Annotated in this window: 24 protein-coding genes; 5 read left to right on the top strand and 19 right to left on the bottom strand. The window is 72.2% G+C overall.

The genetic code is table 11. The features are described 5' to 3' along the window. The 4 genes from IF00_RS0131405 to IF00_RS0131390 all read right to left on the bottom strand — a co-directional run bounded on the left by IF00_RS0131405 (position 1) and on the right by IF00_RS0131390 (position 5,433). On the bottom strand, positions 1-2,142 hold the full coding sequence (locus IF00_RS0131405) for an NHLP family bacteriocin export ABC transporter peptidase/permease/ATPase subunit (RefSeq protein ID WP_030323913.1): 2,142 nt from the start codon (positions 2,140-2,142) through the stop codon (positions 1-3). Between the two features lie 208 nt (positions 2,143-2,350). Further along, the gene (locus IF00_RS0131400; RefSeq protein ID WP_030323912.1) at positions 2,351-3,157 is read right to left on the bottom strand and encodes an HlyD family efflux transporter periplasmic adaptor subunit; all 807 of its coding nucleotides are present in this window, start codon (positions 3,155-3,157) and stop codon (positions 2,351-2,353) included. A 130-nt stretch (positions 3,158-3,287) separates the two neighbouring features. Beyond that, positions 3,288-3,506 carry a hypothetical protein gene (locus tag IF00_RS0131395; protein WP_030323910.1) on the bottom strand — a complete coding sequence of 73 codons (219 nt, stop codon included), beginning with the start codon at positions 3,504-3,506 and terminating at the stop codon, positions 3,288-3,290. 433 nt (positions 3,507-3,939) lie between these two features. Next, on the bottom strand, positions 3,940-5,433 hold the full coding sequence (locus tag IF00_RS0131390; RefSeq protein WP_030323908.1) for an MFS transporter: 1,494 nt from the start codon (positions 5,431-5,433) through the stop codon (positions 3,940-3,942). Between the two features lie 146 nt (positions 5,434-5,579). Here IF00_RS0131390 and IF00_RS0131385 point away from each other — a divergent pair, with 146 nt between their 5' ends. Continuing rightward, on the top strand, positions 5,580-6,020 hold the full coding sequence (locus tag IF00_RS0131385) for a MarR family winged helix-turn-helix transcriptional regulator (RefSeq protein WP_030323907.1): 441 nt from the start codon (positions 5,580-5,582) through the stop codon (positions 6,018-6,020). A gap of 82 nt (positions 6,021-6,102) precedes the next feature. On the opposite strand, the gene IF00_RS0131380 is transcribed toward IF00_RS0131385, so the two are convergent. The 6 genes from IF00_RS0131380 to IF00_RS0131355 form a co-directional block, all read right to left on the bottom strand. Beyond that, positions 6,103-6,678 (bottom strand): hypothetical protein, encoded by a 576-nt coding sequence (locus IF00_RS0131380; protein WP_030323905.1) that lies wholly within the window; start codon positions 6,676-6,678, stop codon positions 6,103-6,105. Beyond that, entirely contained in the window at positions 6,675-7,850 is a 1,176-nt protein-coding gene (locus IF00_RS0131375) for an ROK family glucokinase (protein WP_030323904.1), read from the bottom strand. Before IF00_RS0131375 ends, IF00_RS0131380 begins: the two co-directional genes overlap by 4 nt. Before the next feature lie 57 nt (positions 7,851-7,907). After that, the gene (locus IF00_RS0131370; RefSeq protein WP_030323903.1) at positions 7,908-8,714 is read right to left on the bottom strand and encodes an ATP-binding cassette domain-containing protein; all 807 of its coding nucleotides are present in this window, start codon (positions 8,712-8,714) and stop codon (positions 7,908-7,910) included. After that, positions 8,711-9,766, bottom strand: coding sequence for an ABC transporter permease (locus IF00_RS0131365; protein WP_030323901.1), 1,056 nt, complete (start codon positions 9,764-9,766; stop codon positions 8,711-8,713). The genes IF00_RS0131370 and IF00_RS0131365 overlap by 4 nt, the downstream gene beginning before the upstream one ends. After that, positions 9,763-10,782: a sugar ABC transporter substrate-binding protein gene (locus IF00_RS0131360; RefSeq protein ID WP_078944920.1), complete on the bottom strand. Its 1,020-nt coding sequence runs from the start codon at positions 10,780-10,782 to the stop codon at positions 9,763-9,765. Before IF00_RS0131360 ends, IF00_RS0131365 begins: the two co-directional genes overlap by 4 nt. A gap of 122 nt (positions 10,783-10,904) precedes the next feature. Continuing rightward, on the bottom strand, positions 10,905-11,633 hold the full coding sequence (locus IF00_RS0131355) for a GntR family transcriptional regulator (protein ID WP_030323898.1): 729 nt from the start codon (positions 11,631-11,633) through the stop codon (positions 10,905-10,907). Positions 11,634-11,772: 139 nt separating this feature from the next. Here IF00_RS0131355 and IF00_RS0131350 point away from each other — a divergent pair, with 139 nt between their 5' ends. Beyond that, on the top strand, positions 11,773-12,771 hold the full coding sequence (locus tag IF00_RS0131350; RefSeq protein ID WP_030323896.1) for a Gfo/Idh/MocA family protein: 999 nt from the start codon (positions 11,773-11,775) through the stop codon (positions 12,769-12,771). Between the two features lie 97 nt (positions 12,772-12,868). On the opposite strand, the gene IF00_RS0131340 is transcribed toward IF00_RS0131350, so the two are convergent. Genes IF00_RS0131340 through IF00_RS0131330 form a run of 3 tightly spaced genes read right to left on the bottom strand, consistent with a single transcriptional unit; the run spans position 12,869 to position 15,979 of the window. After that, positions 12,869-14,047 (bottom strand): cytochrome P450 family protein, encoded by a 1,179-nt coding sequence (locus IF00_RS0131340; RefSeq protein WP_030323894.1) that lies wholly within the window; start codon positions 14,045-14,047, stop codon positions 12,869-12,871. 37 nt (positions 14,048-14,084) lie between these two features. After that, on the bottom strand, positions 14,085-14,768 hold the full coding sequence (locus IF00_RS0131335) for a response regulator (RefSeq protein ID WP_030323889.1): 684 nt from the start codon (positions 14,766-14,768) through the stop codon (positions 14,085-14,087). Beyond that, a complete protein-coding gene (locus IF00_RS0131330) occupies positions 14,765-15,979 on the bottom strand; it encodes a sensor histidine kinase (RefSeq protein ID WP_030323887.1) in 1,215 nt (404 codons plus the stop codon). Before IF00_RS0131330 ends, IF00_RS0131335 begins: the two co-directional genes overlap by 4 nt. Positions 15,980-16,124: 145 nt before the next feature. Here IF00_RS0131330 and IF00_RS0131325 point away from each other — a divergent pair, with 145 nt between their 5' ends. Continuing rightward, entirely contained in the window at positions 16,125-16,346 is a 222-nt protein-coding gene (locus IF00_RS0131325; protein ID WP_030323885.1) for a hypothetical protein, read from the top strand. A gap of 62 nt (positions 16,347-16,408) precedes the next feature. On the opposite strand, the gene IF00_RS0131320 is transcribed toward IF00_RS0131325, so the two are convergent. Together IF00_RS0131320 and IF00_RS0131315 are read right to left on the bottom strand one after the other, a co-directional pair. Beyond that, positions 16,409-17,341, bottom strand: a complete 933-nt coding sequence (locus IF00_RS0131320) for a DMT family transporter (RefSeq protein ID WP_030323884.1) — start codon at positions 17,339-17,341, stop codon at positions 16,409-16,411. A 172-nt stretch (positions 17,342-17,513) separates the two neighbouring features. Next, the gene (locus tag IF00_RS0131315; protein ID WP_030323882.1) at positions 17,514-18,125 is read right to left on the bottom strand and encodes a dihydrofolate reductase family protein; all 612 of its coding nucleotides are present in this window, start codon (positions 18,123-18,125) and stop codon (positions 17,514-17,516) included. 170 nt (positions 18,126-18,295) lie between these two features. Here IF00_RS0131315 and IF00_RS0131310 point away from each other — a divergent pair, with 170 nt between their 5' ends. Continuing rightward, positions 18,296-19,036 carry an SDR family NAD(P)-dependent oxidoreductase gene (locus IF00_RS0131310; protein WP_030323880.1) on the top strand — a complete coding sequence of 247 codons (741 nt, stop codon included), beginning with the start codon at positions 18,296-18,298 and terminating at the stop codon, positions 19,034-19,036. A 372-nt stretch (positions 19,037-19,408) separates the two neighbouring features. On the opposite strand, the gene alc is transcribed toward IF00_RS0131310, so the two are convergent. Continuing rightward, the gene (alc, locus tag IF00_RS0131305) at positions 19,409-20,527 is read right to left on the bottom strand and encodes an allantoicase (RefSeq protein WP_030323879.1); all 1,119 of its coding nucleotides are present in this window, start codon (positions 20,525-20,527) and stop codon (positions 19,409-19,411) included. Between the two features lie 3 nt (positions 20,528-20,530). After that, positions 20,531-21,865, bottom strand: coding sequence for an allantoinase AllB (allB, locus tag IF00_RS0131300; protein ID WP_030323877.1), 1,335 nt, complete (start codon positions 21,863-21,865; stop codon positions 20,531-20,533). A gap of 337 nt (positions 21,866-22,202) precedes the next feature. Between allB and IF00_RS0131295 the strand changes: the two genes are divergently transcribed. Continuing rightward, positions 22,203-23,009, top strand: coding sequence for an IclR family transcriptional regulator (locus IF00_RS0131295; protein WP_030323875.1), 807 nt, complete (start codon positions 22,203-22,205; stop codon positions 23,007-23,009). Positions 23,010-23,564: 555 nt separating this feature from the next. On the opposite strand, the gene IF00_RS0131290 is transcribed toward IF00_RS0131295, so the two are convergent. Both IF00_RS0131290 and IF00_RS0131285 read right to left on the bottom strand, forming a co-directional pair. Next, the gene (locus IF00_RS0131290) at positions 23,565-24,245 is read right to left on the bottom strand and encodes an ABC transporter ATP-binding protein (protein WP_030323874.1); all 681 of its coding nucleotides are present in this window, start codon (positions 24,243-24,245) and stop codon (positions 23,565-23,567) included. Then, complete coding sequence (locus tag IF00_RS0131285; RefSeq protein ID WP_030323872.1) at positions 24,242-25,318, bottom strand: ABC transporter permease; 1,077 nt, start codon at positions 25,316-25,318, stop codon at positions 24,242-24,244. Before IF00_RS0131285 ends, IF00_RS0131290 begins: the two co-directional genes overlap by 4 nt. Positions 25,319-25,408 lie beyond the last annotated feature (90 nt).

The following is a 25,408-nucleotide window of genomic DNA, read 5'->3' as shown; positions in this document are numbered from 1 at the left end:
TCAGTGCTCCTTGACCAGTTCGGCGTACGCGCCCCGCGCCGCGAGCAGCTGCTCGTGCCGCCCGCGCTCGACGACGGTGCCCCGCTCCAGGACGACGATCTCGTCGCTGTCGCGGACGGTGCTCAGCCGGTGGGCGATGACCACGCAGGCGCAGCCCCGGCGCCGCAGGTTGTCGATGACGAGGCGCTCGGTCGACGCGTCCAGGGCACTGGTCACCTCGTCGAGGACCATGACGCTGGGACGACGCACCAACGCCCGCGCGATCTCCAGGCGTTGGCGCTGGCCACCGGAGAAGTTGCGGCCGTCCTGCTCGACCCGGCTGTGGATGCCGCCGGGGCGGCGCGCGACCACCTCGTACACGGCGGCGTCCTCGAGGGCGGCCACGACGGCCTCGTCGGGAATGGACGGGTCCCAGAGGGCGACGTTGTCCCGGACGGTGCCCTCGAAGAGGAAGACGTCCTGGTCGACGAAGGAGACGGAGGCGGCGAGCGCGCCGCGCGGGATGTCCTCGAGCCGCATGCCGTCGATGCGGATGGTGCCCTCCCAGGGGGCGTAGAGCCCGGAGATCAGCCGCGAGACGGTGGACTTGCCGCTGCCGGAGCCACCGACGAGCGCGACCTGCTGCCCGGGGCCGACCGCGAGCGAGAAGTCCTGCAGGAGCGGGGCGTCGAGCGGGCTGTAGCCGAAGGTGATGCCGTCGAGCACCACATGGCCCTTGAGCCGGCGGGTGGCGGCGGGCGGCTCGCGCCGTGAGTAGATCGGGTCGACGGGGAAGTTCTCGACGTCCTTGAGCCGGGCGACGTCGGCCGCGAAGTCCTGGATGCGGCCGGCCACGCCGTTGAGGCGGGTGATCGGCGTGGTGAAGCTGGTGATGAGGGCCTGGAAGGCGACGAGCAGGCCGACCGAGAGGTGTCCCTCCACCGCGCGCAGGCCGCCGATCATCAGGATCAGCGCGCTGTTGAGTGCGGCGAGCGTCGGGGCGACGATCGCGAGCCACATGCTGGGCACGCCGAGGCGCTGCTGCACGTCGAGGGTGACGGCGTGCTGACCCGCCCACCGGCGGAAGAAGCCGTCCTCGCCGCCGGTGGCCTTCATCGTCTCGATGAGCTGCAGACCGCTGTACGAGGTGTTGGTCAGCCGGGCGCTCTCGGCGCGGAGTTTCTGGGTGTCGGTGGCCCTCACATGGATCACGATCCGCATGGCCACGACGTTGAGCAGCGCGATGCCGATGCCGACGACCGTCAGCTGCGGGTCGTACGTCCAGAGCAGCACCGCGTAGAGGACCACGACCACCGCGTCCACGCCGGCGGCGGCGAGGTCCCGTGCCAGGGTCTCGGCGACCGCGTCGTTGGACTGCAGGCGCTGGACCAGGTCGGCCGGGTTGCGCTGGGAGAAGAAGGTGACGGGAAGCCGGAGCAGATGCCGCAGGAAGCGGGCGCTGCCGAGCGTGGAGGAGATGATGCGGCCGCGCAGCAGGTTGGACTGCTGGAGGAGGGTGAGCACCGCCGTGAGCAGCAGGGCCGCCGCCATCGATGCGAAGAGCACACCGAGGAGGGACGTCTGCTCGCCGATCAGGAACATGTCGATGTACGTACGGCTCAGCGCGGGTATCGCCGCTCCGACCGCGACGAGGAGGAGGCTGGCGAGCACGGCGGCGAGCAGGGTGCCCGAGGTGCCGCGCAGGCGGGCGGGCATCGCGCCCATGACGCCGGGCCTGCGCCCGGTGCGGCGGAAGCCCTCGCCGGGCTCGAAGGTGAGCACGACGCCGGTGAAGCTGGTGTCGAACTCGTCCATGGGCACGAATCTCCGGCCCTTGGCCGGGTCGTTGATGTGGACGCCACGGCGGCCGAGACGGCGCCCGATGCCCTCGTAGACGACGTAGTGGTTGAACTCCCAGAAGAGAATGGCCGGCGGCTCCACTCCGGCGAGCGCCGCCAGGTCCATCTGCATGCCCTTGGCCTTCAGGCCGTAACTGCGGGCCGCCTTGAGGAGGTTGCTGGCGCGGGATCCGTCGCGGGAGACGCCGCAGGCGATGCGGAGCTCCTCCAGGGCGACGAATCGGCCGTAGTGGCCGAGCACCATGGCGAGCGCGGCGGCGCCGCACTCCACCGCCTCCATCTGGAGCACGGTGGGGGTGCGCACGGGGCGGGGCGTACGGCCCTTCGGGACGGACGCGCGGCGTCGGGGCCTTCGGCCTGCCGGCTCGGGGCGGCGGCGCCGGCTGCCGCCCTGGGGCTCGGGGCGGTGCCGCCGGTGCCCGGCGGGCGGGAGCTGGGGGGTCTGGGTCGTGTCGGGCGACGCGGTCACGGGAGCGGCCAATCGAGCTGGGGGGTCGTGTCGGGCGACGCGGTCACGGGAGCAGCCAGTCGACGGGGCGCTGCGCGGCGAGGTGGACGGTTCCGGTGACGGGCGTCGTGGAGTCGACGGCGTACGGCGGCCCGTCGGCCGAGGACCAGCGGTAGCCGGACGGGGTCGCGGCCGAGCGCTCCAGCTGTACGAGCACCGCGACGGGGTTGCCGTGCCGGGCGAACTGCGCGGCGAGCCCGCTGTCGCCGAGGAAGCCGCTGATCTGCGCCGCTGTCTGGGGGGCGCGGCCGACGGCCTTGACCCGGCCGCGGAGCACACCGAACCGCTGCTGGGGGGCGGACTGGACGCCGAGGTCGACCTGGGCGCCGACGGGGATGGCCGCGCCGCTGCCGCCGGGCACATAGAGCATGGCCACCAGCGGGTCGTCCGGGTTCTTCACGCGTTCCACGGTCGCCACGTCGGCGCCGGTGGCGACGACGAGACCGGTCTTGGCGAGGAGGCTCGTCACCCGCCCTCCCTCGACCACGCGGACGTCCTTGTCGCCCTGCGGCGTCCGGACCGTGAGCAGGGGTGCGTCCGGGGACACCGACTGTCCCTCCTCGGCGTGGACGGCGGTGACCTGTCCGGCGAACGGGCTCTGCAGGAGGTAACTGCCCTCGGCTCGGGTGAGAATGCCGGGCGCGCTCAGCTTGGAGGACACGGATCCGGTGAATGCCCAGAAGGTCGCGGCGGCCATCACGACGACGGTGACCGCGAGCACGAGCCGGCCCTGCGGGCGCGCGAACCGTACCGGCAGGTCGAGTTCTTCGGGCGATTGCAGCTTGGAAAGCGCCTTCTGACGGAACTGCACGGACTCTTCCTCCGACTGCATTCTTTACGGGGCTGCCGAATTGACCGGCAGAAGTCCGCCCGCCATGGGCGGCAAGGGCAGCTGTGAACCCCGGAACGGGAATGCGTTCCGGGGTTCACGGATATGCCGCTCAGAGACCGGCGATACCGACGTTGACACCGGCGAGGCCCGTGACGACGCCCGGCAGGGCCTGCACGCCCTGGACGGTCTGGAGCGAGGTCACGGTGCCGAGGACGGTGCTGACGTCGCCGACCACGGCGCCGGCGAGGCCACCGGAGATGGCGAGGCCGCCGGAAACGGCGTCCAGCTCGGCGTCGGCGATCTCACGGGTCTCGATGTCGTTACGCATGTGTGCGCACCCTTCAATTCATGTGAATGTTTTTACCCGGCCGGAATCAAGCACCGTTCGACGGCGGCCGCGATGTGCAGATGTAAGCACGCGAACGGGTTGCCCGGCCAACCGAGTTGACGTGCTGCGGCACACGAATTCATCACCGAATCGAAGGGCGTTTCGATCTATCTGGCAGATCGCCAGGAGATCGTCACAGGTTCTCCGCAGGATCGAGTAACAGAAATGACCCCTCCGTCGCCCCGGCGGAACGCAAGGGGACATAGGCCCCTCAAACGGCGGGAGAGCGGCCGTCGCATCGAGGGGCCCCACAAGGGGAGTCACCCCCTCCTCTTGCACGATGTGAAGATTCGCCGGAGCGACGCTCGGTGAGGAGACCGACACCCGGGGTGCCGGCCGATCTCCGAGCGCCGCTCCGGCGAAGAGGCCTCGACTAGGACACCGACGCCTTCTCGGGAGCGGGGGCAGCGGCGGACGGCGTCCCCTCGGCCGGGCGGGTCCCCGCGCGCCCGCGCAGGCCGAGGCCCGCGATCACCGCGACCAGGGCGAAGGCCGTGGCACCGATCCAGAAGGTGAGGGTGAAGCCGGACTCCGCCGGCAGCGACGGGACGCCGGCCGGGAGGTGCTCGATGGTCTGCGAGGCGAGGATCGTGGTGACGACCGCGCTGCCGATCGCGCTGCCCGTGGAGCGGGAGATGGAGTTGATGCCGTTGGCGATGCCGCTCTGGTGGTGCGGGACGCTCGACATGATGACGGCCGGCATGGCCGCGTACCCGAAGCTGACGGCCGCGCCGACGACGACCCCCGCCCCGATCACCGATGCCGTGTGGCCGTGACCGAGGGCGAGCCAGGCGAAGCCGACGGCGCCGAGGCCCGCGGCCAGGGCGAGGGCCGTGCGCGGTCCACGGTGGCGGACCAGCTGGCCGCCGACCGGGGAGGCGAGCAGCGAGACGATCGCACCGGGCAGCAGGAACTGCACGGAGGCACGCAGGATGGACGCGTCGAAGCCGTAGCCGGTGAGGGCCTCGGGCATCTGGACGAGGTAGGAGACGCCCAGGAAGTTCGCGAACATGCCGAAGCCGACGAGGATGCCGGCCAGGTTGGCCATGAGGACCGGACGGTGGACGAACATCTTCATGTCGACGAGCGGTTCGCGGACCTTCCGCTCCACGAGGACCCAGACGACCGCCATGACGGCCGCGCCGGCGAAGCTGCCGAGCGTCCGGGCCGAGGCCCAGCCCCACTCGTGGCCCTGCGAGATGGGCAGCAGGAGCAGCAGCAGCGTGATGCCGAGGGTCAGCGCACCGAGGAAGTCGGTCCGGCCGCCCGTCTTGTGGCGGGTCGCGGGGACGAGGAACACGACCGCGAGCAGGGCGAGCGCGGCGAAGCCGGTCGCCATCCAGAAGGCGCTGCGGTAGTCGGCGTCGGAGCCGGAGGTGAGCAGGCCGGTCGCGACGAGCGCGAGGCCGCTGCCGAAGGCGAGGGTGCCGCTGACCAGGGACATGGCACCGGGCAGCTTCTGCGGCCTGACCTCCTCGCGGAGGACGGAGAGGGCGAGCGGGAAGATCGCGGTGGCGGCGCCCTGGAGGACGCGGCCGAGGATCAGCAGGGGCAGCGAGGTCGCGAGGGCGGCGACGACGGAGCCGACGACCATGACGCCGAGAACGGCGACGAGGGTGGGCTTCTTGCCGTGCTGGTCGCCGAAGCGGCCGAGCAGCGGGGTGAAGACGGCGGCGGAGAGCAGCGTGGCGGTGGTCACCCAGCTCACGTTGGCCGTGGAGGTGCCGAGGTCGGTGCGGATGAGGCCGAGGATCGGGACCGGCAGGGTCTGCATCATCGAGACGACCATGGCGGCGAGACTCAGGGCGAAGACGATGACCGTCTCGCGCCGGGCATCGGCTGCGGGCGGTGTGGGGGCATGACTCATGGCAGGGAGGGCCTTTTCCGGTGACGCGGGAGCTTCAGATCATCGATGTTTGATGTCATCAAGTACTTCGCCGAAGGTAGACCCCGTTACTTGAGGTGGTCAAGTAAACAATTGATAATGTCAAGTGTTCTGAGTAGGCTCGACCCATGAGCGCGACGACCTCCCCGACCCCCGCCAAGCTCCAGCTCATGGAGCTCCTCGCCGCCATCGGCACGGCCCAGTGGCGCGACTTCGCGGCCGCCGCGGCCCACCACGGTCTGACCTCCACCCAGGCGAAGGTCCTCGCACAGCTCAACGGCCCGCTGCCGATGCGCGCCCTCGCCACCCTGCTCGTGTGCGACGCATCCAATGTCACCGGCATCATCGACCGCCTGGAGGCCCGCTCCCTGGTCCGCCGCGAGCCCGACCCCTCCGACCGACGCGTCAAGAACGTCGTGGCCACCGACGAGGGCCGGGACATCATCCGCCGCGTCCGCGAGGAGATGCAGGCCACCAGCGGCGCACTCGACACCCTCGACCCGGCCGAGAGCACCACCCTCTACGAGCTGCTCGCCCGACTGCGCCCCGGCATGGAGAAGAGCGCCTGACCGACAAGGGTCAGGCGCTCTCGGCCGGCGCTCCGGAAAGGTCCCGCCCGCTCTCCGTACGCGGGCACGGTCCCGCCCGCTCTCAGGGGCTCGTCGTCGACACCGCGTACACCCGGGGGAACGCCGGCTCGGTGAGGTCGACCGTCAGATCGGTCGCCGGGCGCGGGTCCTCGCGCTTGACCGTCGTGCCGGCCCAGCTCATGCCCTCGACGAAGCTCCAGCCCGCGATGTCCGCGTCACGGTCGCCGACCGTGATCCGGCCCGGGGTGAGAGCGGCGCGGCTCGTGCCGGACTCGGCGAGGAAGCCGTCCAGACCGGCGGCGGTCGTCGTGAACTGCACGTACAGCCGGCTGGTCTTCCAGTTGCTCGTCTCGTAGTAGGCGACCCCCCACGCCCCGGCGGGGATCGGGACCTCGAAGATCCGCCGCTTCATCAGCGAGGGCCAGTTGTCCTGGAGGCCCGCCGCCGAGGACTCCCGCTCCTTGTCGCGGCCGCTGTCGCGGCTCTGGCCCGCGGAGATGACGAGATAACCGGCCGGGATGCCCACGAGCAGGACGATGATGACGGCGGTCAGCCAGCGGCGGCGGATCATGTGCCGGTGGTCCTCGGGGAGCTTGCCCCCGGTGTCGTGCGGGGTGGACTGGTGGGGCAGGGTCATGAAGGCGGGTCCTCGGGGATACGGGGGGCCCGGCCCGAGGTCCCGCTGCGCAGGGCCTGGGCGTAGCGCTCGTACCGCTCGTACCGCTCCACCCGGCGCCGGTTGGCACGGCGGAAACGACGGGCGACGAGGCGGGCGAGGTCGGCGGCGCCGACCATCCCCGCCTCGGGTCCGAGCTGGGCGCGGGTGATGCGGGCCTCGGGACGGTAGCCGCGGCCGGTGAGGTGGCGGCGGAAGGAGTCCCTGGCGGGGCCGATCAGCAGGTCGTCGGCGGCCGAGACGCCACCGCCGATGACGAAGCAGGAGGGGTCGAGGGCGGCGGCGAGGTTGGCGATGCCGACGCCGAGCCACTGGCCGATGTCCTGGAACAGCTCCACGCACATGGCGTCGCCCTCGCGGGCGAGCTCGGTGATGAGCGGTCCGGTGATCTCCGGGACGTTCCCCTTGACCCGCTCGATGATCCCGTACGCGACCGGGGAGTCGGCGGCGGCCAGCTCACGGGCCTCGCGGACCAGGGCGTTGCCTGAGCTGTACTGCTCCCAGCAGCCGCGGTTGCCGCAGGGGCAGCGGTGGCCGCCGGGGACGACCTGCATGTGACCGAACTCGCCGGCCACCCCGAACCTGCCGCGCTTGACCTGACCGCCCTCCAGGATGGCGCCGCCGATGCCGGTGCCGAGGGTGATCATGACGAGGTGGTCCTCGCCGCGTCCGGCGCCGAAGCGCCACTCGGCCCAGGCGGCGGTGTTGGCGTCGTTGTCCACCATGACGGGGACGGCGAGGCGGCTCTGGAGGGCGTCCTTGAGGGGCTCGTTGCGCCAGGCGAGGTGCGGGGCGAAGAGCACGGTGGCACGCTCGGCGTCGACCCAGCCGGCCGCGCCGATGCCGACGGCATGCACGTCGTGCCGGTCGGAGAGGTCCAGGACCAGCTCGACGATGGTGTCCTCGACGACCTTGGCGCTCTTGGACTTGTCCGGGGTCTCCGTGCGGAGCTTCTCCAGGATGTTTCCGTCGGCGTCCACGACGCCGGCCATCACCTTCGTACCGCCGATGTCGATGCCGACGGTCGGCACCCGCGGCGCCGTCAGATGGGAGCGCCGCTCCCGGGTGCCGACGGTCCGCAGCACGGTGCCCCGGGCCGATCCCCGGTGGGCGAGGTCACGGTAGGTACTCATCGGCTCCGATTCTGCCAGGTGGGGTGTCAAGGGGCCGTTCGATCGCGGCCGCGTCCGTCACGTCCCGGGCGGCCGCTCCAGTTCGTGCCGCAGGTCCTCCAGCTCGGTGCCGCCGGCCATCTGCCGGGTCAACTCGTCGAGCGTGACGGAGCCCTTGGTGTGGCTGCCGGCCATGACGCCCCGCTTGAGCAGCACGAAACGGTCGCCGACCAGGTACGCGTGGTGCGGGTTGTGGGTGATGAGGACCACGCCGAGACCCTGGTCGCGGGCGGCTGCCACGTACTTCAGGACGACGCCGGACTGCTTGACGCCGAGCGCGGCGGTCGGCTCGTCGAGGACGAGGACCTTCGCACCGAAGTGGACGGCCCGGGCGATGGCCACGCACTGCCGCTCGCCGCCGGAGAGGGTGCCGATGGGCTGGTCGACGTCGCGCAGGTCGATGCCCATGCGGAGCAGCGCCTCGCGGGTGGTGGTCCGCATCAGGCCGACGTCGAGCCGCTTGAAGGGACCGGAGCCCTTGGTGGGCTCGGAGCCGAGGAAGAAGTTCCGCCAGACCGGCATGAGCGGGACGACGGCGAGGTCCTGGTAGACGGTGGCGATGCCCCGGCCGAGGGCGTCGCGCGGGTTGGCGAGGGTGACCTCCTCGCCCTCGATGCGGAAGGTCCCCGTGTCGTGCTGGTGGAGGCCGGCGACGATCTTGATGAGGGTGGACTTGCCGGCGCCGTTGTCACCGAGGACGCAGGAGATCTCGCCGGAGCGGACCTCCAGGGAGACCCCTTCGAGGGCGCGGATGTTGCCGTAGTACTTGCTGACGTCGTCGAGCTCGACGAGCGGAGCGGACTCGGTCTTCGTGGCCGTCGTCACTTGGTGGCCTCCACGCGCTTGCGGATCCAGGCGTTCAGCAGGGTCGCCAGGAGGAGCATCGCTCCCAGGAAGAACTTGAACCAGTCCGGGTTCCACTCGGCGTACACGATGCCCTTGCTCGTCATGCCGAAGATGAGGGCGCCGATCGCCGAGCCGATGGCGGAGCCGTAGCCGCCGGTGATCAGACAGCCGCCGATGACGGCCGCGATGATGAAGATCAGCTCGTTGCCGACGCCCTCGCCCGACTGGACGACGTCGAAGGAGAAGAGCAGGTGCTGGCCGGAGATCCAGGCGCAGAACGCCACGCCCAGGTAGAGGCCGATCTTCGTCCGGTAGACCGGGACGCCGACCGCGCGGGCCGCGTCGGCACCGCCGCCGACCGCGAAGATCCAGTTGCCGAAGCGGGTGCGGAGCAGGATCCAGGTGGCGAGCGCGACCAGGCCGAACCACCACAGGATGGTGACCTTGAACTCGACGCCGCCGATGGTCAGCTGCGAGGCGAAGAGCTTGCGGGCGGAGGAGAAGCCCTCCATGTCGGCGATGGTCTTGGTGGAGACGGTGCCGCTGATCAGCTTGGTCAGGCCGAGGTTCAGGCCGGTCAGCATGAGGAAGGTGCCGAGCGTGATGATGAAGCTGGGCAGCTGCGTACGGGTCAGCATGAAGCCGTTGAAGCCGCCGATCGCCAGGGTGACGAGCAGCGAGACGCCGACACCGACCCAGACGTTCGCCGTCATCTGGTAGCTGAACATCGACGAGACCAGCGCCGAGCTGGTGACCAGGACACCCGCGGACAGGTCGAACTCGCCGCCGATCATGAGCAGCGCGACGGGGACCGCCATGATGCCGAGGGTCGAGGCCGCGTACAGCACGGTGCCGAGGCTGGACGGGTTCAGGAAGCTGTCGGCGAAGACCGAGAAGAAGACGAAGACGGCGATCGCGCCGACGACCGAACCGAGCTCGGGGCGGGCCAGCAGCTTCTTCAGCGGGGTGGTGCGCAGCAGCCGTTCGTCGACGTGGTCGAGGCCGTCCGACGGTGGGGCCGTGGAGCTCATCGGGTGCCCCGCTCCGCGTACTCGACGAGCTTCGCGGCGTCGTCCTTCGTGATGATCTGCGGGCCGGTGAGGACCGGCTTGCCGCCGCCGAGGACGTTGGCGTTGTAGCGGTAGAGCCAGAGCAGGTCGACGGCCTCGTAGCCCTGGAGGTAGGGCTGCTGGTCGACGGCGAAGCCGAGGGTGCCGGCCTGGAGGGAGGTGGCGACCTTGGCGTTGAGGTCGAAGGTGTCGATCTCGGCCTTGCTCCCGGCGCTCTTGGCGGCCTGGACGGCGGCGTCGGCGAACGGGGCACCGAGGGTGACGACGGCGTCGACGGCCTTGTCGGACTGGAGCTTGGCCTCGATGGAGGCCTTGACGTCCGGCATGTTGGTGCCGTCGACGTAGAGGTTGACCAGCTCGCCGTCGAAGGTCTTCTTCGTGCCGGCGCAGCGCTGCTCGTGACCGACGTTGCCCTGCTCGTGCAGGACGCAGAGCGCCTTCTTCCTGCCCCGCTTGTCGAGCTCCTCGCCGACGGCCTCGCCGGCGACGGTCTCGTCCTGGCCGATGTGGGTGAGCGCCCCGTACGCCTTGGACACCTCGGCGCCCGAGTTCACGGTGATCACCGGGATGCCGGCCTTGACGGCCTTCTCGACGGCGGCCTTCATCGCGTCGGGCTTCGCGAGCGTGACGATCAGACCGTCGACGCCCTTGGCGACGTACGAGTCGATCAGCTGCGCCTGCTGCTGGGCCTCGTCGCTGTGGGCGTAGAGGAAGTTGATGTTGTCCTTGGCGGCGGCCTGCTTGGCGCCCTTCTGGACGATGTCCCAGAAGGTGTCGCCGTCACCCGAGTGGGTCACCATGGCGAAGGTCCAGCGGGGGGTGTCGACGGCTGCCCTGCCCTGGGCCTCGGCGGCCTTGCGGGCGTCCTCCGCCCGCTTTCCGCCGGTGCTGCTGCACCCGGCGAGCGCGCCGGTGAGCGCGAGCGCGAGCACGGCGCCGACTGCGGCGCGTACCCCTCCTGTCCGAAGCCTGGTCACGAGGCCGTGCCCTCCTTTGTGTCCTTTGCGTGCATTGCAGTCGTGCATTGCAGTATCGGTCATGCGGGTCGTGGCGCTCGCCAGGGGGCCGGTGTCCGGCTCCTTCGCCGGTGGGGTACGGCCTACGGACGGACCATCAGCTGGAACTCGAAGGAGTAGCGGTCGGCCCGGTAGAGATGGGAGCCGTACTCGACCGCGCGGCCGGTGTCGTCGAAGGTGACGCGCTCCATCGTCAGCAGCGGTGCGCCCTCCCTCTCGTCGAGCAGGGCGGCCTCGGCGGCGGTCGCGGCGCGGGCCCCGACGGCCTGGCGGGCGCTGTGCAGGGTGAGCGCGGCGGAACGGAGCATCCGGTAGAGGCCGGTGGTCTCCAGGCGCTCGGTGTCCGGTCCGCCGGGGCCGAGGAGCCCGGCGGGCAGATGGTTGCGCAGATACGCCATGGGTTCGCCGTGTGCGGTGCGGAGCCGTTCGAGATAGACGACCTCGCTGCCCTCGGGAACGCGGAGGGCCTCGGCGACCGGGCCGGTGGCGGGTTCGACCCGGTTGACCAGGACCCGGGTGGCGGGGAGCTGTCCGGCGGCGTCCAGGTCGTCGTACAGGCTGCTCAGCTCCAGCGGGCGGCGGACCGTGCTGTGCACGACCTGGGTGCCGACACCCCGGCGGCGGACCAGGAGGCCCTTGTCCACGAGGGTCTGGATGGCCTGGCGGACGGTGGGGCGGGAGAGGCCGAGGCGGGTGGCGAGGTCGATCTCGTTGCCGAGGAGGGTGCCCGGGGTCAGCGTGCCGTTCTCCACGGCGCTCTCCAGTTGCTGGGCCAGCTGGAAGTAGAGCGGGACCGGGCTGGTGCGGTCCACGGAGAGCGGGGGCAGGGCGGAGCCTGACTGCTTGGACACGGGGGGAGCGTAGCCCGGGGCGCTGATGACGGGAAGTCGTGACGTCCGGTTGTCCTGACAAATCCTTGACACCGGAGTCGGACGGCTCCACGGTGGGGCCATGCGCATCGGACTCATCGGTACGGGCCGGATCGGGAGCTTCCACGCGGGGGTGCTGGCCCGCCATCCGGAGGTCGAGTCGCTGGTCGTGGCGGACGCGGACGCCTCGCGGGCGGCCGGGGTCGCGGGGGCGCTCGGTGCGGAGGCCGCGCCGGACGTCACCGCGCTGTTCGCGCACCCGCTGGACGCCGTGGTGATCGCCTCGGCGACGGCGGCGCACGCGGAGCTGATCGCCCGCGCGGCGGGCGCCGGGCTCCCGGCCTTCTGCGAGAAGCCGATCGCCCTGGACGTGCCGGGGACGTCGACCGCGCTCACGGCGGTGGCCGAGGCGGGCACGGAGCTCCAGCTCGGCTTCATGCGGCGCTTCGACGCGGGGTACCGGGCGGCGCGCGAGGCGGTGCGCTCGGGGCGGCTCGGCCGGCTGCACACCGTACGGGCGGCGACCTCCGACCCGGCGCCGCCGCCGGCCGCGTACCTCCCCCTCTCCGGCGGTCTCTTCCGGGACTGTCTGGTGCACGACTTCGACATCGTGCGCTGGGTGACCGGGCGGGAGGTCGTGGAGGTGTACGCGACGGGCTCGGACGCGGGTCCCGCGATGTTCCGGGAGGCAGGGGACGTGTCCACGGCCGCCGCGCTGCTCACCCTGGACGACGGCACGCTCGTCACGGCGACGGCGACCCGGCGCAACGGCGCCGGGTACGACGTCCGCATGGAACTGGCGGGCGAGCTGGACCAGATCGCGGTGGGCCTGGACGACCGCACCCCGCTCACCTCGGTGGAACCCTGGGCGTCGGCGCCGCCGGGGAAGCCCTGGACCGGCTTCCTGGAGCGGTTCGCCCCCGCGTACGAGGCGGAGCTCGACGCCTTCGTACGTCTGGTCCGCGGCGAGGCGCCCAACCCGTGCGACGGTCTGGAGGCCCTGGCGGCACTCCGGATCGCCGAGGCGTGCGAGCGCTCGCGACAGGAGCGGCGACCGGCACGGGTGGACGCCATCGACTAGCGGTCCCCCGGCGTGACCACCGCACCGGCCGGCGGCGCCGTCGGACCGGCCGACGTCACCACCTGGCCGGTCGGCGTCGCCGTCACACGGGTCGGCGTCACCACCGGACCGGGAGGTGCCGGACTCCGCGCATCAGGAGGCCGGGGATCCACTCCCAGGGCTCGCCCTCGGGGTCGAGTTCCAGGTTCGGGAAGCGGTCGAGAAGGGTCCGGAGCGCGATCCGGCCCTCCAGCCGGGCGAGCGGGGCGCCCAGGCAGTAGTGGATGCCGTGCCCGAACGCCAGATGGCCCCGGGTGTCCCGGCGGATGTCGAAGCGGTCGGGTTCGGGGAACCGGGCCGGGTCGCGGTCGAGCGCACCGATGGCGACGAGGACGTACTGACCTGCCGGGATCTCCGTGCCACCGAGGGCGACGGGCTCCCGGGTGAAGCGGAAGGTGCTGGTCTCCACCGGCCCGTCGTACCGCAGCGACTCCTCGATCGTCCCGTCCAGGAGGCCCGGGTCGGCGCGCAGGGCGGCGAGCTGGTCGGGGTGGGTGAGCAGGTTGCGGACGGTGTTGGCGATCAGGTTGACGGTCGTCTCGTGGCCCGCGATGAGCAGCAGATAGGCCATGGCCCGGAGTTCGGGCCCGGAGAGCCGGTCGCCGTCCTCGGCGCGGGAGGCGATCAGACCGGAGAGCAGGTCGTCGGCGGGGCCCGCGGCGCGCTTGTCCTCGATCAGCGCGTCGAGGTAGGCGCCGAAGTCCACCATGCTCCGGGTGAAGTCCTCTTCGCCGGTGGGGGTGACCAGCTCCGTCGACCAGCGGCGGAAGGTGTCACGGTCCGCCGCGGGGACCCCGAGGAGCTCGCAGATGACGGTGATCGGCAGCGGGTACGCCAAGGCGTCGACGAGGTCGGCCCGGCCGGCCGGTTCCATCGCGTCGACGAGGTCCGCGGTGAGCCGCTCGATGCGGGGCCGCAGGGCTGCCACCCGGCGGCCGGTGAACTCGCCCGTGACCAGGCGGCGCAGCCGGGTGTGGTCGGGTGCGTCGGCCGAGAGGAGGTGGACGCCGATGATGTCCTCCTCCGGCGCCCGTACACCGATCACGTGCGGGGACTTGGCGAGCCGGGGGTCGGCGAGCGCCGCGCGTCCCTCCTCGTGTCCGACGACCAGCCAGAACTGGAAGCCGTCGGGCATCCGCACCTCGTGGACGGGACCGGCCTCGCGGAGCTTCGCGTAGTAGGGGTACGGATGCACGGTGAAGTCCGCGCCGTACTCCCCCAGTTCGATGACGGACATCGACGCAGACTATCCGAAGGAACCGGCGTCGAAACGATCAGTTCCGGCCGTCCTCGTCCCCTCCTGTGGTCAAGAGGCCCGCGTCGTGGACGAGGAGGGCGATCTGGACGCGGTTGTTGAGACCGAGTTTGGCGAGGACGCGCGAGACATGGGTCTTGACCGTGGGCACGCTCATGTACAGCTCGGCGGCGATCTCCGCGTTGGACAGACCGCGGCCGACGGCGACGGCCACCTCCCGCTCGCGGTCGGCGAGTTCGGCGAGGCGTCCGGCGGCCGCGCTGCGCGGGGACTGCTCCGGCTGTCCGGCGACATGGCTCATGAGCTGGCGGGTGACGGCCGGGGACAGCACCGGGTCCCCGGCGGCGACCCGGCGTACGGCGGCGACGATCTCGGCGGGCGGGGTGTCCTTGAGGACGAAGCCGGCCGCACCGGCCCGCAGGGCGCGCAGCACCTGCTCGTCGGCGTGGAAGGTGGTGAGGACGACGACCTCGGGGGCACCGGGCTCGGCGCGCAGCCGCTCGGTGGCGGTGAGCCCGTCCACGTGCGGCATGCGGATGTCCATGAGGACGACGTCGGGGGCGAACCGGGTGACGAGTTCGGGGACCTCGCGGCCGTCGGCACCCTCGCCGACGATCTCCAGGTCCTCGGCGCCGCCGAGCATCAGGGTGAGGCCCGCGCGGACCAGGGGGTCGTCGTCGACGATGAGCAGCCGGATGGTCATGGGGGCCACGGTAGCCAGGCGTGCAGGGAGAATCCGCCGTCGGGGGCGGGTCCGTGCTCCATCCGGCCACCGGCGAGCGCGGCGCGTTCGGTGAGTCCGATCAGGCCCTGGCCGGAGCCGGGGACGGGCGGGACCGGTCCGGCGGGTGCCGGGTTGTGGACGTCGACGGTGAGGCCCTCCCCCGGACGGCCGCGCACGGTGACGGTGACCGTGGTGCCGGGGGCGTGCTTGCGGGCGTTGGTGAGGCCCTCCTGGGCGATGCGGTAGACGGTGCGGCCGGTGGCGGCGGGCACGGTGGACGGTTCGTCCACCGTGGTGTCGAGGACGACGTCCGCCCCGGCCTCACGGGATTCGTCGATCAGCGCGTCGAGGGTGGCGAGGGTGGGCTGCGGCCGGTCGCCGCCGTCGCCGTTCTCGCCGGGGGCGCGCAGCACGCCGATGATCTCGCGAAGGTCCTGGAGTGCCTCGTGGGCGCTGTCGCGGATGACGCCCGCGGCGCGGGCGACCTGCTCGGGCGGGGCGTCGGGCCGGAACTCCAGGGCTCCGGCGTGCACGCTGAGCAGGGTGAGCCGGTGGGCGAGTACGTCGTGCATCTCGCGGGCGATCGCCTCACGGGCGAGCCGCTGGGCCTGCGCGGCACGCAGCTCGGCCTCGGCCTCGGCGCGGCGGGCGCGCTCCCTGAGGGCCTCGACGAGCTGGCGGCGGGAGCGGACGAGCATGCCCCAGGCGGTGACGAGCAGGATGAGGGTGAAGCCGAGGGCGATGGAGAGCCCGGTGTTGGTGGTGGGGTCGGGCCTGATGAAGGCCTGCGCGGTGGAGGCGGCGACGGCGAGCGCGCCGATCGCTGCGACCTCGCGGAAGGGCTTGCGCACGGCGACGCTGAAGAGGCTCGCGAGGAGGGCGCCGGCGGCGACCGGGGCCACGATGTTGAGCAGCGAGAGGCCGATCGCGAGTCCGGCGGGCCAGCGCCGGCGCAGCCAGAGGGCGCAGCAGGCGGCGGCGCCCAGGAGCTGGTCGACGAGGGTGACGGCCTCGCTCGTGTACTGCGCGCTGGCGTCGGCGGCGATGAGGCCGACGAAGGCGGCGAGCAGGAAGAGCGAGGTGTCCACGATCCAGTCGCGGACGGTACGGCGGGGCCGGCCCTCCCCGTTCCCACCGGGTTCGGCCAGGTGGGAGGGGAGCAGCCAGCGCTGCCGGTCCGTTCGGGTCATATCGGCAATGTACGCAGCCGGGGGCGGCGTGCGGGGCATCGGCGGCCGGGCCGCTACCGAAGTCGTGGAGGTCGATACTTCGGTCGCGGTGCCTGTGGACCGGAGGCGGACGCGGCCGGTCTCCCGGCCGCGCCATGATCACTTCATGAAGAGGTTTCTTGAGGTCGCCGGTTTTCTGCTCGCTCTCTTCGGTGTGGCCGGGGTGGTGCGCGAACTGACGGACGGCTGGTTCCGTCTCCTCGGCGTGACCCGGTTCCTCACGGAGAACGTGTGGTTCCTGGAGGGCCGTGAGCTGTTCGCCAACATCGTGATCGCGGCGCTCGGCCTCGTCCTCATGATCGGGTCGGACCGGGTGGCGAAGTCCTGATCCGGTGTCCCGACCGGTCCTCATCGGTCGTGTCGTACACCAGGGGACGCGGGGGCGAGGAACTACCCGGCCCCGTTGTCCGCGGACCTGCGGCCCCAACTGGTGCCCGCGAGCACGAGGATCGCGCCCGCGAGGCCGAGGACGCCGGGGCGGTCGCCGGCGAGGGCGATGCCCGCCGCGGCGGCCCAGAGCGGTTCCGTGCCGAGGAGGAGGCCGACCCGGGACGGGGAGGTGCGGCGGACCGCCCACATCTGCACGAAGAACGCGAAGAGCGTGCAGAAGACGGAGAGGAAGATCAGCCCGGCCCACTCGCGCGGGCCGAAGTCGAGAGCCACCGCCCAGGGTGAGGCGCCGGCGCCGGGGAAGACCGCGATGACGGCGAAGACGGCGACGGCGGAGCCCAGCTGCACGGTGGTGAGGGAGAGCGAGTCGGCCGACCGGACGGCCTTGATCCGGGACATCGCCAGGACGTGGACGGTACGGGCAAGGGCGGCGAGCAGCATGAGCAGGTCGCCGACGGAGGGGGTGCTGAAGCCTCCGCCCTGGGTGAGGAGCACGACGCCGAGGACGGAGAGCGCGGCGGCGCCGAGGAAGGCGCGGGGCGGCCTGACCCGGGTGACGGCGGCCTCGGCGAGCGGAGTGAAGATCATGGTGAGGCTGATGATCAGACCCGCGTTGGTGGCGGAGGTGTGGACGACGCCGTAGGTCTCCAGGAGGAAGATCCCTCCGAGGATCAGCCCGAGTGCCCCGGCGCCGCGCCACTGGGCGGCGCTCAGGGCCCGGAGCCTGGCCCACCCGGCGACGACCAGGACGGGCAGCACCACCGCGAACCGCAGCACGAGGACCGCGATGACGGTGTGGGTGGTGGTGATGCCCTTGGCCGCGAGGTAGCTGGCCCCCCAGACGACGGCGACGAGCAGGACGGGCAGGTCGGTGATCCAGGCCCGGCGCGGGGCGCCGAGGGACACGGGGGCGGCGATCGACGAAGCTGACATTGCGGCCGTATCTCCAACTCTCGGGGTGGGGTGGAGACTTCGACGGCTCGCACGTGGAGCGATCACCGTACCGGGGCAGGCCGATGGTGGCTACACCTTTCGGGGCTCCCCTCGGTCCCTCCGCGGACCCCCGGCGGACGGGGTGGACGCGGGTGCGTGACGGCCCGCCCGGTCAGGCGTAGCTGCCGTACTCGGGGCGGCCCGCGAGCTCGTACGTGGTGAGGGTGACGCCCGAGCCGGTGGTGCGTGCGCCGGTCAGCCGGAAGGCGGTGGGGCGCACGCCGTCGGCGAAGAGGCGGCGGCCGGTGCCGAGGATCACCGGGAACACGAGCAGATGCAGGGTGTCGATCAGATCGTGGTCGAGCAGGGTCTGGGCGAGACCGCCGCTGCCGTGCATCTGGATCTCGCCGTCGGTCCGCTCCTTGAGCGCCCTGACCTCCTCGACGACGTCCCCGCGGAGCAGGGTGGTCCCGGCCCAGTCGGCGGAGTCGAGGGTCGTGCCGGCGACGTACTTGGGGAGCGCGTTGAGCTTGGTGGCGATGGGGTCGGCGAGGTCCGTCCGCTTCGGCCAGTAGCCGGCGAAGATCTCGTACGTGCGGCGGCCGAGGAGGAAGGCGGTCGGCCGTTCGAAGACCCCGTCCATGAACCGTCCGAAGTCCTCGTCCCCGAACGGCACGGACCAGCCGCCGTGCGTGAAGCCCTCGCTGGGGTCCTCCTCCGGGCCGCCCGGGGCCTGGCGGACGCCGTCGAGGGTCAGGAACTGGGTGAGGCTGAGCGTGGCCATGGTGGTGCCTTTCGTCTCCGGTCCATCGTGTCTCAGCAGTTCAGACCGTGGCGCCCGGCGGAACTCATCGCCGCTCGGGTCGGCGTCCGATTCGTGCCGGCGTCGGGACGCCTCCACGACTTTCATTGAACCCGCAACCACTTAGGACCACGTCTCACGGAGGTTTCGGGATGTCCACGATGAACGGCACGGCGGTTCTGGTGACGGGCGGCAGCCGCGGGATCGGCGCGGCCACGGCCGTGCGGCTCGCCCGGGAGGGCGCCGACGTCGCCTTCACCTACGTCCAGGACGAGGTGCGGGCCAAGAAGGTCGCCGCGCGCATCGAGGCGACCGGCCGCAGGGCGCTGCCCCTGCGGGCCGACGCGGCCGACGCCGGGGACGCGGCGGGCGCGGTGAACTGGGCGGCGGACGCCCTGGGCCGGCTCGACGTCCTGGTGAACAACGTGGGCGTCGGGGTCCTCGGCCCGCTGGAGTCGTTGACTCTCGCGGACGTGGACCGGGTCCTCGCGGTGAACGTCCGGGCGGCGTTCCTCGCCTCGCAGGCGGCGGCCGGACACCTGCCGGAGGGCGGCCGGATCATCACCGTCGGAAGCTGCATGACCCAGCGGGTGCCGGGGCCCGGCGGAGTGCTGTACACGCTGAGCAAGACGGCGCTGATCGGCCTGACGAAGAGCCTCGCGCGGGAGCTGGGCGGGCGCGGCATCACCGCGAACGTCGTCCACCCCGGCCCCGTCGACACCGACATGAACCCGGCGGACGGCCCGTACGCGGAGGGCCAGGCGGCCATGACGGCACTGGGCCGCTTCGGCACCGCGGAGGAGGTGGCCGCCATGGTCGCGTTCCTGGCGGGACCGGAGGGGCGGTACGTGACGGGCGCGGAGTTCTCGGTGGACGGCGGGCACGCGGCGTAGCGCCGGGACGGGGCCCGACAGGCGATGCCCGCAGGGGCTCGCCCCCCGTACACGCGGCCCGCTCGGTACCCGCACGACGGGGGCGTGGCTGGGCGGCACCCCTACGCGAGGGACCGGCGAGTGAGCCGAAGGACGCCGCCGGGAGAACGACCCCGAGCGCGCGGAGGCCCCCGAGGACCGAGGGGGGGTCGAGCACGGTCGGGGTCGCTCCCCCGGCTCAGGGCGCCCGGAGGCGAACCGAGCCCGAAGAAGAGGTGCGCACCGGTGCTGTCAGGCCGGTGCGCCCTCGCGGGCCGGGCGGGGTGTCGTACCCGCCCGGTTCATGGGGCGGACCGGGGGCGTACCCCGGCCCGCCGGTACCTACCGGTCCGGTCAGCCGCCCAGTTCCTGGTGGCGGGCCGTCAGACGGGCCGTGCCGGCGTCCGTGAGGGAGCCGAAGAGACGGAGGCGGGAGATGCCGCCGTCCGGGTAGATGTCGATCCGGACACGCGAGCCGACCGCCGGGGCGTCGAGGACGAAGCGGTGGTTGGTATCGGGCTGGAGGCGGGTCCGGGGCAGGATCTCGGTCCACTCCTCCGAGCCCTCGGCCGCGACCGACAGCGCGGCCCAGCCGGCGCTGTTGCCCTTGAGGTACGCGGTGTCGATCTCGACGGCGCGGATCTCGGACTCGGCGACCAGCTGGTAGCGGATCCAGTCGTTGCCCTTGTCGCGGCGGCGGCGGGTCTCCCAGCCGTCGTCCATCTTGCGGGAGCGGCCGGGCTGGATGGTGTTGGTGGCCGGGGAGTAGAAGCGGTCGGAGGCGTCCTCGACCTGACCGCCGTTCTCCAGGGCCGCGAGGTCGAAGGTGCCGAGCACGCCGAGCCACTTCGGGTCGGGGGCGACCTCGCCGTACACGCGGAGGCGGGCGATGCCGCCGTCGGGGTGCTGGTTGACGCGGAGGTGGGTGAAGCGCTGCTCGACGTCGACGGCGAAGCCGTTGGCGGCGTGGCCGCCGACGGCGGTGCGCGGGACGAGCGTCGTCCACTTCACGTCGTCGGCGAGGAGCTCCTCGGGCGAGGGCGAGCCGGGCACGGAGGCGGCCTCGACGGAGACGGCCTGCGGGTAGTTGCCGCGGAAGTGGGCGGTGTCGAGGACGATGCCGCGGACGACGCCGGGCGCGCCGAGCCGTACGAGGGCCCAGTCGTGGTCGTCCTCGGTGGGATGCGGCTGCTGGGCGGAGATGCCACGGCGGCGGCGGGTCTCCCAGCCGTCCATGATCTTGCCCTTGTGGCCGAAGTGCTCGGGGTCGAACTCGGCGGCCTCGGGCTTGAGCAGGTTCTCGCGCTCGGCGAAGAACTCGTCGTTGGCCGCGATCACGCCCGCGCCGAGGCGCCGGTCGGCGAGGTCGGCGTACTGGATGAAGGGGAAGTCGGCCGTCCGGTAGTCGGCGTAGGGGTCGCCACCGCCGTAAGGCCTGGCGTCGCCGGTGAAGGAGGGTATGCCGGTGCTCACGGGTCAGTTGTTCCTTTCGAGGAGGCGGCCGGAGGGCTCGGCGAGGGTGCCGTGGTCGGCGATCCGCTCACCGCGCAGCCAGGTGGAGGTGACGACGCCATTGAGGGTCTTGCCCGCGTAGGCGGTGATCCGGTTGCGGTGCTGCAGCTCCGCCGGGTCGACGGTGAAGGTGGCCTCCGGGTCGAGGACGGCGAAGTCGGCGTCGCGACCGGCCTCGATGGCGCCCTTGCGGGTGAGGCCGGCGAGCCGGGCCGGGCCCTCCGACATCCAGCGGACGACGTCCGTCAGGTCGAAGCCGCGACGGCGCGCCTCGGTCCAGATGGCGGGGAGGCCGAGCTGGAGGGAGGAGATGCCGCCCCACGCGGACGCGAAGTCGGGCGTCTTGAGGTCGGTCGTGGACGGCGAGTGGTCGGAGACGACGCAGTCGATCGTGCCGTCCGCGAGCCCCTGCCACAGCGCGTCCTGGTTGACCGCCTCGCGGATGGGCGGGCAGCACTTGAACTCGGTGGCGCCGTCCGGGATCTCCTCGGCGGTGAGCGTGAGGAAGTGCGGGCAGGACTCGACGGTGACCTTGACGCCCTCGGCCTTGGCGGCGGCGAGGACCGGCAGCGCGTCCGAGGAGGAGAGGTGCAGGACATGGACGCGGGCGTTCAGCCGGCGGGCCTGGTCGATCAGGTTCTCGATCGCCGTGTTCTCGGCGTCGCGGGGACGCGAGGCGAGGAAGTCGGCGTACGCGCCGCCGGAGCGCTGGGGCGCTGCGGCGAGGTGATGGGGGTCCTCGGCGTGCACGATCATCAGGCCGTCGAAGCCGGAGATCTCGGCGAGCGAGGTCGCGAGCTGCTCCTGGTCGAGCTCGGGGAACTCCTCCACGCCGGAGGGCGACAGGAAGCACTTGAAGCCGAAGACACCGGCGTCGTGGAGCGGGCGCAGGTCCTTGACGTTGTCGGGCAGGGCGCCGCCCCAGAAACCGACGTCGACGTGGGCCTTGGCGCGGGCGACCTCCTGCTTGACGCGCAGGTTCTCCACGGTGGTGGTGGGCGGCAGCGAGTTGAGGGGCATGTCGAGGAGGGTGGTGATGCCACCGGCGGCGGCCGCGCGGGTGGCGGTCCAGAAGCCCTCCCACTCGGTGCGGCCGGGGTCGTTCACGTGCACGTGGGTGTCGACGAGTCCGGGCAGGACGACGTCGTCGCCGACGTCCTCGAGCCGGGCACCGGCGGGTACCTCCGCGTCGTACGGCAGCACGGCCGCGATCGTCCCTCCGGAGACGGCGATCGACGCCGGGCGCGTCCCCTCGGGGGTGATGACACGCGTCGAGCGCAGGACCAGGTTGACGTCCACCCGTACCCCTCTTCCAGTGCTTCAAGAAAAAATTCAACGAACTGTTGAAGGAGTCTTCACTTCCGGACGACATGTCGTCAAGGGCACACTTCCAGCATCGCCGCCGACGTCGAGCGCCGCCGCACGCCGCTTGGATGTTTCCACCAAGTGAAATGCAAATTCCGTACAGTAGAACGTAGCTCCGTACAGCTGGGGCCGACCCGGACGACTCCGGGCCGTCGCCGACACCGGACAAACACGCCCTGACCGGCGCGGACGCCGACACCAGGACCATGTACCCCGCCCAATGGGCCGGTAGGCTGCTGCCTTGCCCGCCTGCCCCGAAAGGACCGTTGACGTGCCGACGTCCAGCGCCAGCACCACCGACGCCGCCAAGCCCGCCGCGAGCGGGGGCGTCCAGTCCCTTGAGCGTGCCTTCGACCTCCTCGAGCGGATGGCCGACGCCGGGGGCGAGGTCGGGCTGAGCGAGCTCTCCGCCAGCAGCGGACTCCCGCTCCCCACCATCCACCGCCTGATGCGCACCCTGGTCGCCTGCGGGTACGTACGCCAGCAGCCCAACCGGCGGTACGCGCTCGGCCCCCGCCTCATCCGGCTCGGCGAGTCCGCCTCCCGCCTCCTCGGCACCTGGGCCCGCCCGTACCTGGCGCGGCTCGTCGAGGAGACCGGCGAGACCGCGAACATGGCGCTGCTCGACGGCGACGAGATCGTGTACGTGGCGCAGGTGCCGTCCAAGCACTCGATGCGCATGTTCACCGAGGTCGGCCGACGGGTGCTGCCGCACTCGACGGGCGTAGGCAAGGCGCTCCTCGCGCACACCCCGGCCGAAGAGGTCCGCGCGCTGCTCGCCCGTACCGGCATGCCGGCGGCCACCGAGAAGACCATCACCACGCCGGACGGCTTCCTCGACGCGCTCGTCGCGGTCCGCGAGACGGGATACGCGGTCGACGACAACGAGCAGGAGATAGGAGTCCGCTGCCTCGCGGTCTCGGTCCCGGACTCCCCGACGGCCGCCGCGATCTCGATCTCGGGCCCGGCGGGGCGCGTGACGGAAGCGGCCACGGAGAAGATCGTCCCGATCCTCCAGGAAGTGGCCCGCGAACTCTCGGCGGCCCTGGCGAACACGACGGCCAACGGGGGCGCGTAGCCCCCTGGGGGTGCGGGGCCCTGACGGGCGGGGGCGTGGCCCCGACGGGCCGGGACGCATGGCCCTGACAGGCCCGGACAGGTGGCCGTGACGGGCCGGGGGCGTGGCCCCGACGGGCCGAAGTCTCGACGGACAGCGAGCCCACCCCCGGGCGGCCTCCGCCCACCGCCGTGTGGGCAATCGTCCCGCTTAGGGGTCCCCCTGGACGAAGTCCTTGGGGAGGGACGGGTGGGCACACGGGACGGCGCCCTTGGCGGCGCCTCCGCCCCCTTGCGCCTGACCCGCACCCGACTGTGCACCGCACACAGGGCGCGGTGCACAGAGAGCCCAGGCCCGGCAAGGGGCGCCGTCCGTTGTGTCCGCCCTCCCCCAGACCCCGCCCGGGGGGACCCCCACGCCCCGGCGGAACAGATGCCCACAACGGGCTGAACGCGGGGAGGCGCTCCGCCCCAGCGGGGCAACGAGCGGCGGGGGCTCGGGCGGCAGCCCACCGCGAGGCGGGCGCGGGCGCAGCGCGAGGCCGGCGCAGGCCTCCGCGGGCACGGCGCCGTGGGGTCAGGCGTGGGCCGTTGCCGTGAGGTGGCCGTCCATGACCTCCACCACCCGCTCCGCCCGGGCCGCATGCCCCCGGTCATGCGTCACCAGCACCGTCGCCGTCCCCCTCCCCACCGTCAGCCCCGCGAGCAGCTCCATCACCGCCGCCCCCCGCTCATGATCCAGCGCACTCGTCGGCTCGTCGACGAGCAGGACCGCCGGCTCGTTCATCAGCGCCCTCGCGATGTTGACCCGCTGTCGCTGTCCCCCGGACAGCTGGTGCGGCCGTCGCCCGGCCAGGTCCGCGAGGCCCACCGCGTCGAGCAGTTCCAGGGCCCTGCCGCGGGCCGGCTTCGCCGGCCGCCCCGAGACGTGCGCCATCACCTGGAGCTGTTCCGCGGCCGTGAGCGACGGGAGCAGGTTCGGCTGCTGGAACACGATCCCGATCCGCTCCCGCCGCAGCGCCGCCCGCCCGGCCGCGTCCAGTTCCCCCGTGTCCGTACCGTCGACGACGACCCGCCCGTGGTCCGGTGTCACCAGTGTCGCGGCGACCGCGAGCAGGCTGGACTTGCCGGAGCCGGAGGGCCCGACGACGGCCGTGAGGGATCCGGCGGGGACGGTGAGGGAGACCGCGTCGAGTGCGGTCAGCCGGCCGTCGCCGTCCGGGTAGGTGAGGGTGACGGCATCGAGGACGAGACTCATCGGGCACTCCCGAGCGCGGTAAGGGGATCGACGGCGGTGATCCGCCGGATGGACAGCGCCGCCCCGAGGGCACCGAGCACGATCATCACGGCGGCCGGCCCGAGGACGGTCGGCGGTTCGAGGACGAACGGCACGTTCCCGCCGCTGACCAGCGCTCCGACGCCGACCGCGAGCCCGGTCCCGAGCAGCGTGCCCGCCGTGAGCATGAGAACCGCCTGGCCGAGGGCGTCCTTGAGGAGGTACGGGGTCGATGCGCCGAGGGCCTTCAGGACGGCCACGTCGCCGCTCCGCTGGATGGTCCAGACGGTGAAGAAGGCTCCTATGACGAGGGCCGAGATGACGAAGAGGAAGCCGCGCATGAGCTGGAGCGAGCCGTTCTCGGCCTGGTAGGACCCTATGGCGGTGAGGGCCTCGTCGACGGTCCGCGCCTCGGTGCCGACGGCCTCGTCGCCGGCGCCCCAGTCGGCACCCCCGCCGCGGAGGGCGACGACCGTGGCCTGCTCCTCCGCGGTGGTGCCGGTGTTGCCGAGCCTCTGCCAGTCGTCGAGGGTCGTCCACACGACGGGCGTGTGGCTGTACGAGGCATCGCCCGCGACCGCCGCGACGGTGAGCTCCAGCGGGCCGAGGCGGAGGGGGGCGCCGACGGCGACTCCCAGCTCCTCCGCCGCCGACTCCGAGAGCACGGCCTTCCCCGGGGCGGGCGCCACGGGTGCGAGCCCGCCCTCCGGCTCCGTACCGAAGGCGGACACGGCGGCGGTCCGGTCCCCGGCGGCGCCGTTGAGCGTGCGGATGCCGAGCGGCGAGGCCTCCGTCACCCCGGGCCGTTCGGCCCACTCGCGCCACTGCTTCTCCGTCACCGTCGAGTGGGTGAAGGAGACCGACTGCCCGGACGGCGGCGCCGCGAAGGCGAGCCGGTCGGCGGGCAGGCCGGTGATCGCGGAGACATTCTCCCGCGCGAGGCCGGCGGTCAGTCCGGACAACAGGCCCACGAGCAGGGTGATCAGAACGATCACGGTGCCCATGAGCGCGAACCGCCCCTTGGCGAATCCGAGGTCTCTCCATGCGACGAACATGCTGACCAGGGTGGTCGGCGAGGTGCCCCGCGGGCATCGCGCCACGGATGGCTCCGTCATCAAACTTTTGGTTGAGCCCGGATTGTCCGC

The organism is Streptomyces flavochromogenes, assembly GCF_000717595.1.
Classification (GTDB): domain Bacteria; phylum Actinomycetota; class Actinomycetes; order Streptomycetales; family Streptomycetaceae; genus Streptomyces; species Streptomyces flavochromogenes.
This window is presented reverse-complemented; position numbering and strand designations above follow the sequence as displayed.

Bases quoted from the DNA above. Each gene is read 5' to 3' on its own strand.
- IF00_RS0131390 (WP_030323908.1), bottom strand. From the start codon at position 5,433: ATGAGTCATGCCCCCACACCGCCCGCAGCCGATGCCCGGCGCGAGACG.
- IF00_RS0131315 (WP_030323882.1), bottom strand. From the start codon at position 18,125: ATGGCCACGCTCAGCCTCACCCAGTTCCTGACCCTCGACGGCGTCCGC.
- IF00_RS0131290 (WP_030323874.1), bottom strand. From the start codon at position 24,245: ATGAGTCTCGTCCTCGATGCCGTCACCCTCACCTACCCGGACGGCGAC.
- IF00_RS0131325 (WP_030323885.1), top strand. From the start codon at position 16,125: ATGAAGAGGTTTCTTGAGGTCGCCGGTTTTCTGCTCGCTCTCTTCGGT.
- IF00_RS0131395 (WP_030323910.1), bottom strand. From the start codon at position 3,506: ATGCGTAACGACATCGAGACCCGTGAGATCGCCGACGCCGAGCTGGAC.
- IF00_RS0131340 (WP_030323894.1), bottom strand. From the start codon at position 14,047: ATGTCCGTCATCGAACTGGGGGAGTACGGCGCGGACTTCACCGTGCAT.
- IF00_RS0131365 (WP_030323901.1), bottom strand. From the start codon at position 9,766: ATGAGCTCCACGGCCCCACCGTCGGACGGCCTCGACCACGTCGACGAA.
- IF00_RS0131385 (WP_030323907.1), top strand. From the start codon at position 5,580: ATGAGCGCGACGACCTCCCCGACCCCCGCCAAGCTCCAGCTCATGGAG.
- IF00_RS0131310 (WP_030323880.1), top strand. From the start codon at position 18,296: ATGTCCACGATGAACGGCACGGCGGTTCTGGTGACGGGCGGCAGCCGC.
- IF00_RS0131350 (WP_030323896.1), top strand. From the start codon at position 11,773: ATGCGCATCGGACTCATCGGTACGGGCCGGATCGGGAGCTTCCACGCG.
- IF00_RS0131380 (WP_030323905.1), bottom strand. From the start codon at position 6,678: ATGACCCTGCCCCACCAGTCCACCCCGCACGACACCGGGGGCAAGCTC.
- IF00_RS0131285 (WP_030323872.1), bottom strand. From the start codon at position 25,318: ATGTTCGTCGCATGGAGAGACCTCGGATTCGCCAAGGGGCGGTTCGCG.
- IF00_RS0131375 (WP_030323904.1), bottom strand. From the start codon at position 7,850: ATGAGTACCTACCGTGACCTCGCCCACCGGGGATCGGCCCGGGGCACC.
- IF00_RS0131330 (WP_030323887.1), bottom strand. From the start codon at position 15,979: ATGACCCGAACGGACCGGCAGCGCTGGCTGCTCCCCTCCCACCTGGCC.
- IF00_RS0131335 (WP_030323889.1), bottom strand. From the start codon at position 14,768: ATGACCATCCGGCTGCTCATCGTCGACGACGACCCCCTGGTCCGCGCG.
- IF00_RS0131320 (WP_030323884.1), bottom strand. From the start codon at position 17,341: ATGTCAGCTTCGTCGATCGCCGCCCCCGTGTCCCTCGGCGCCCCGCGC.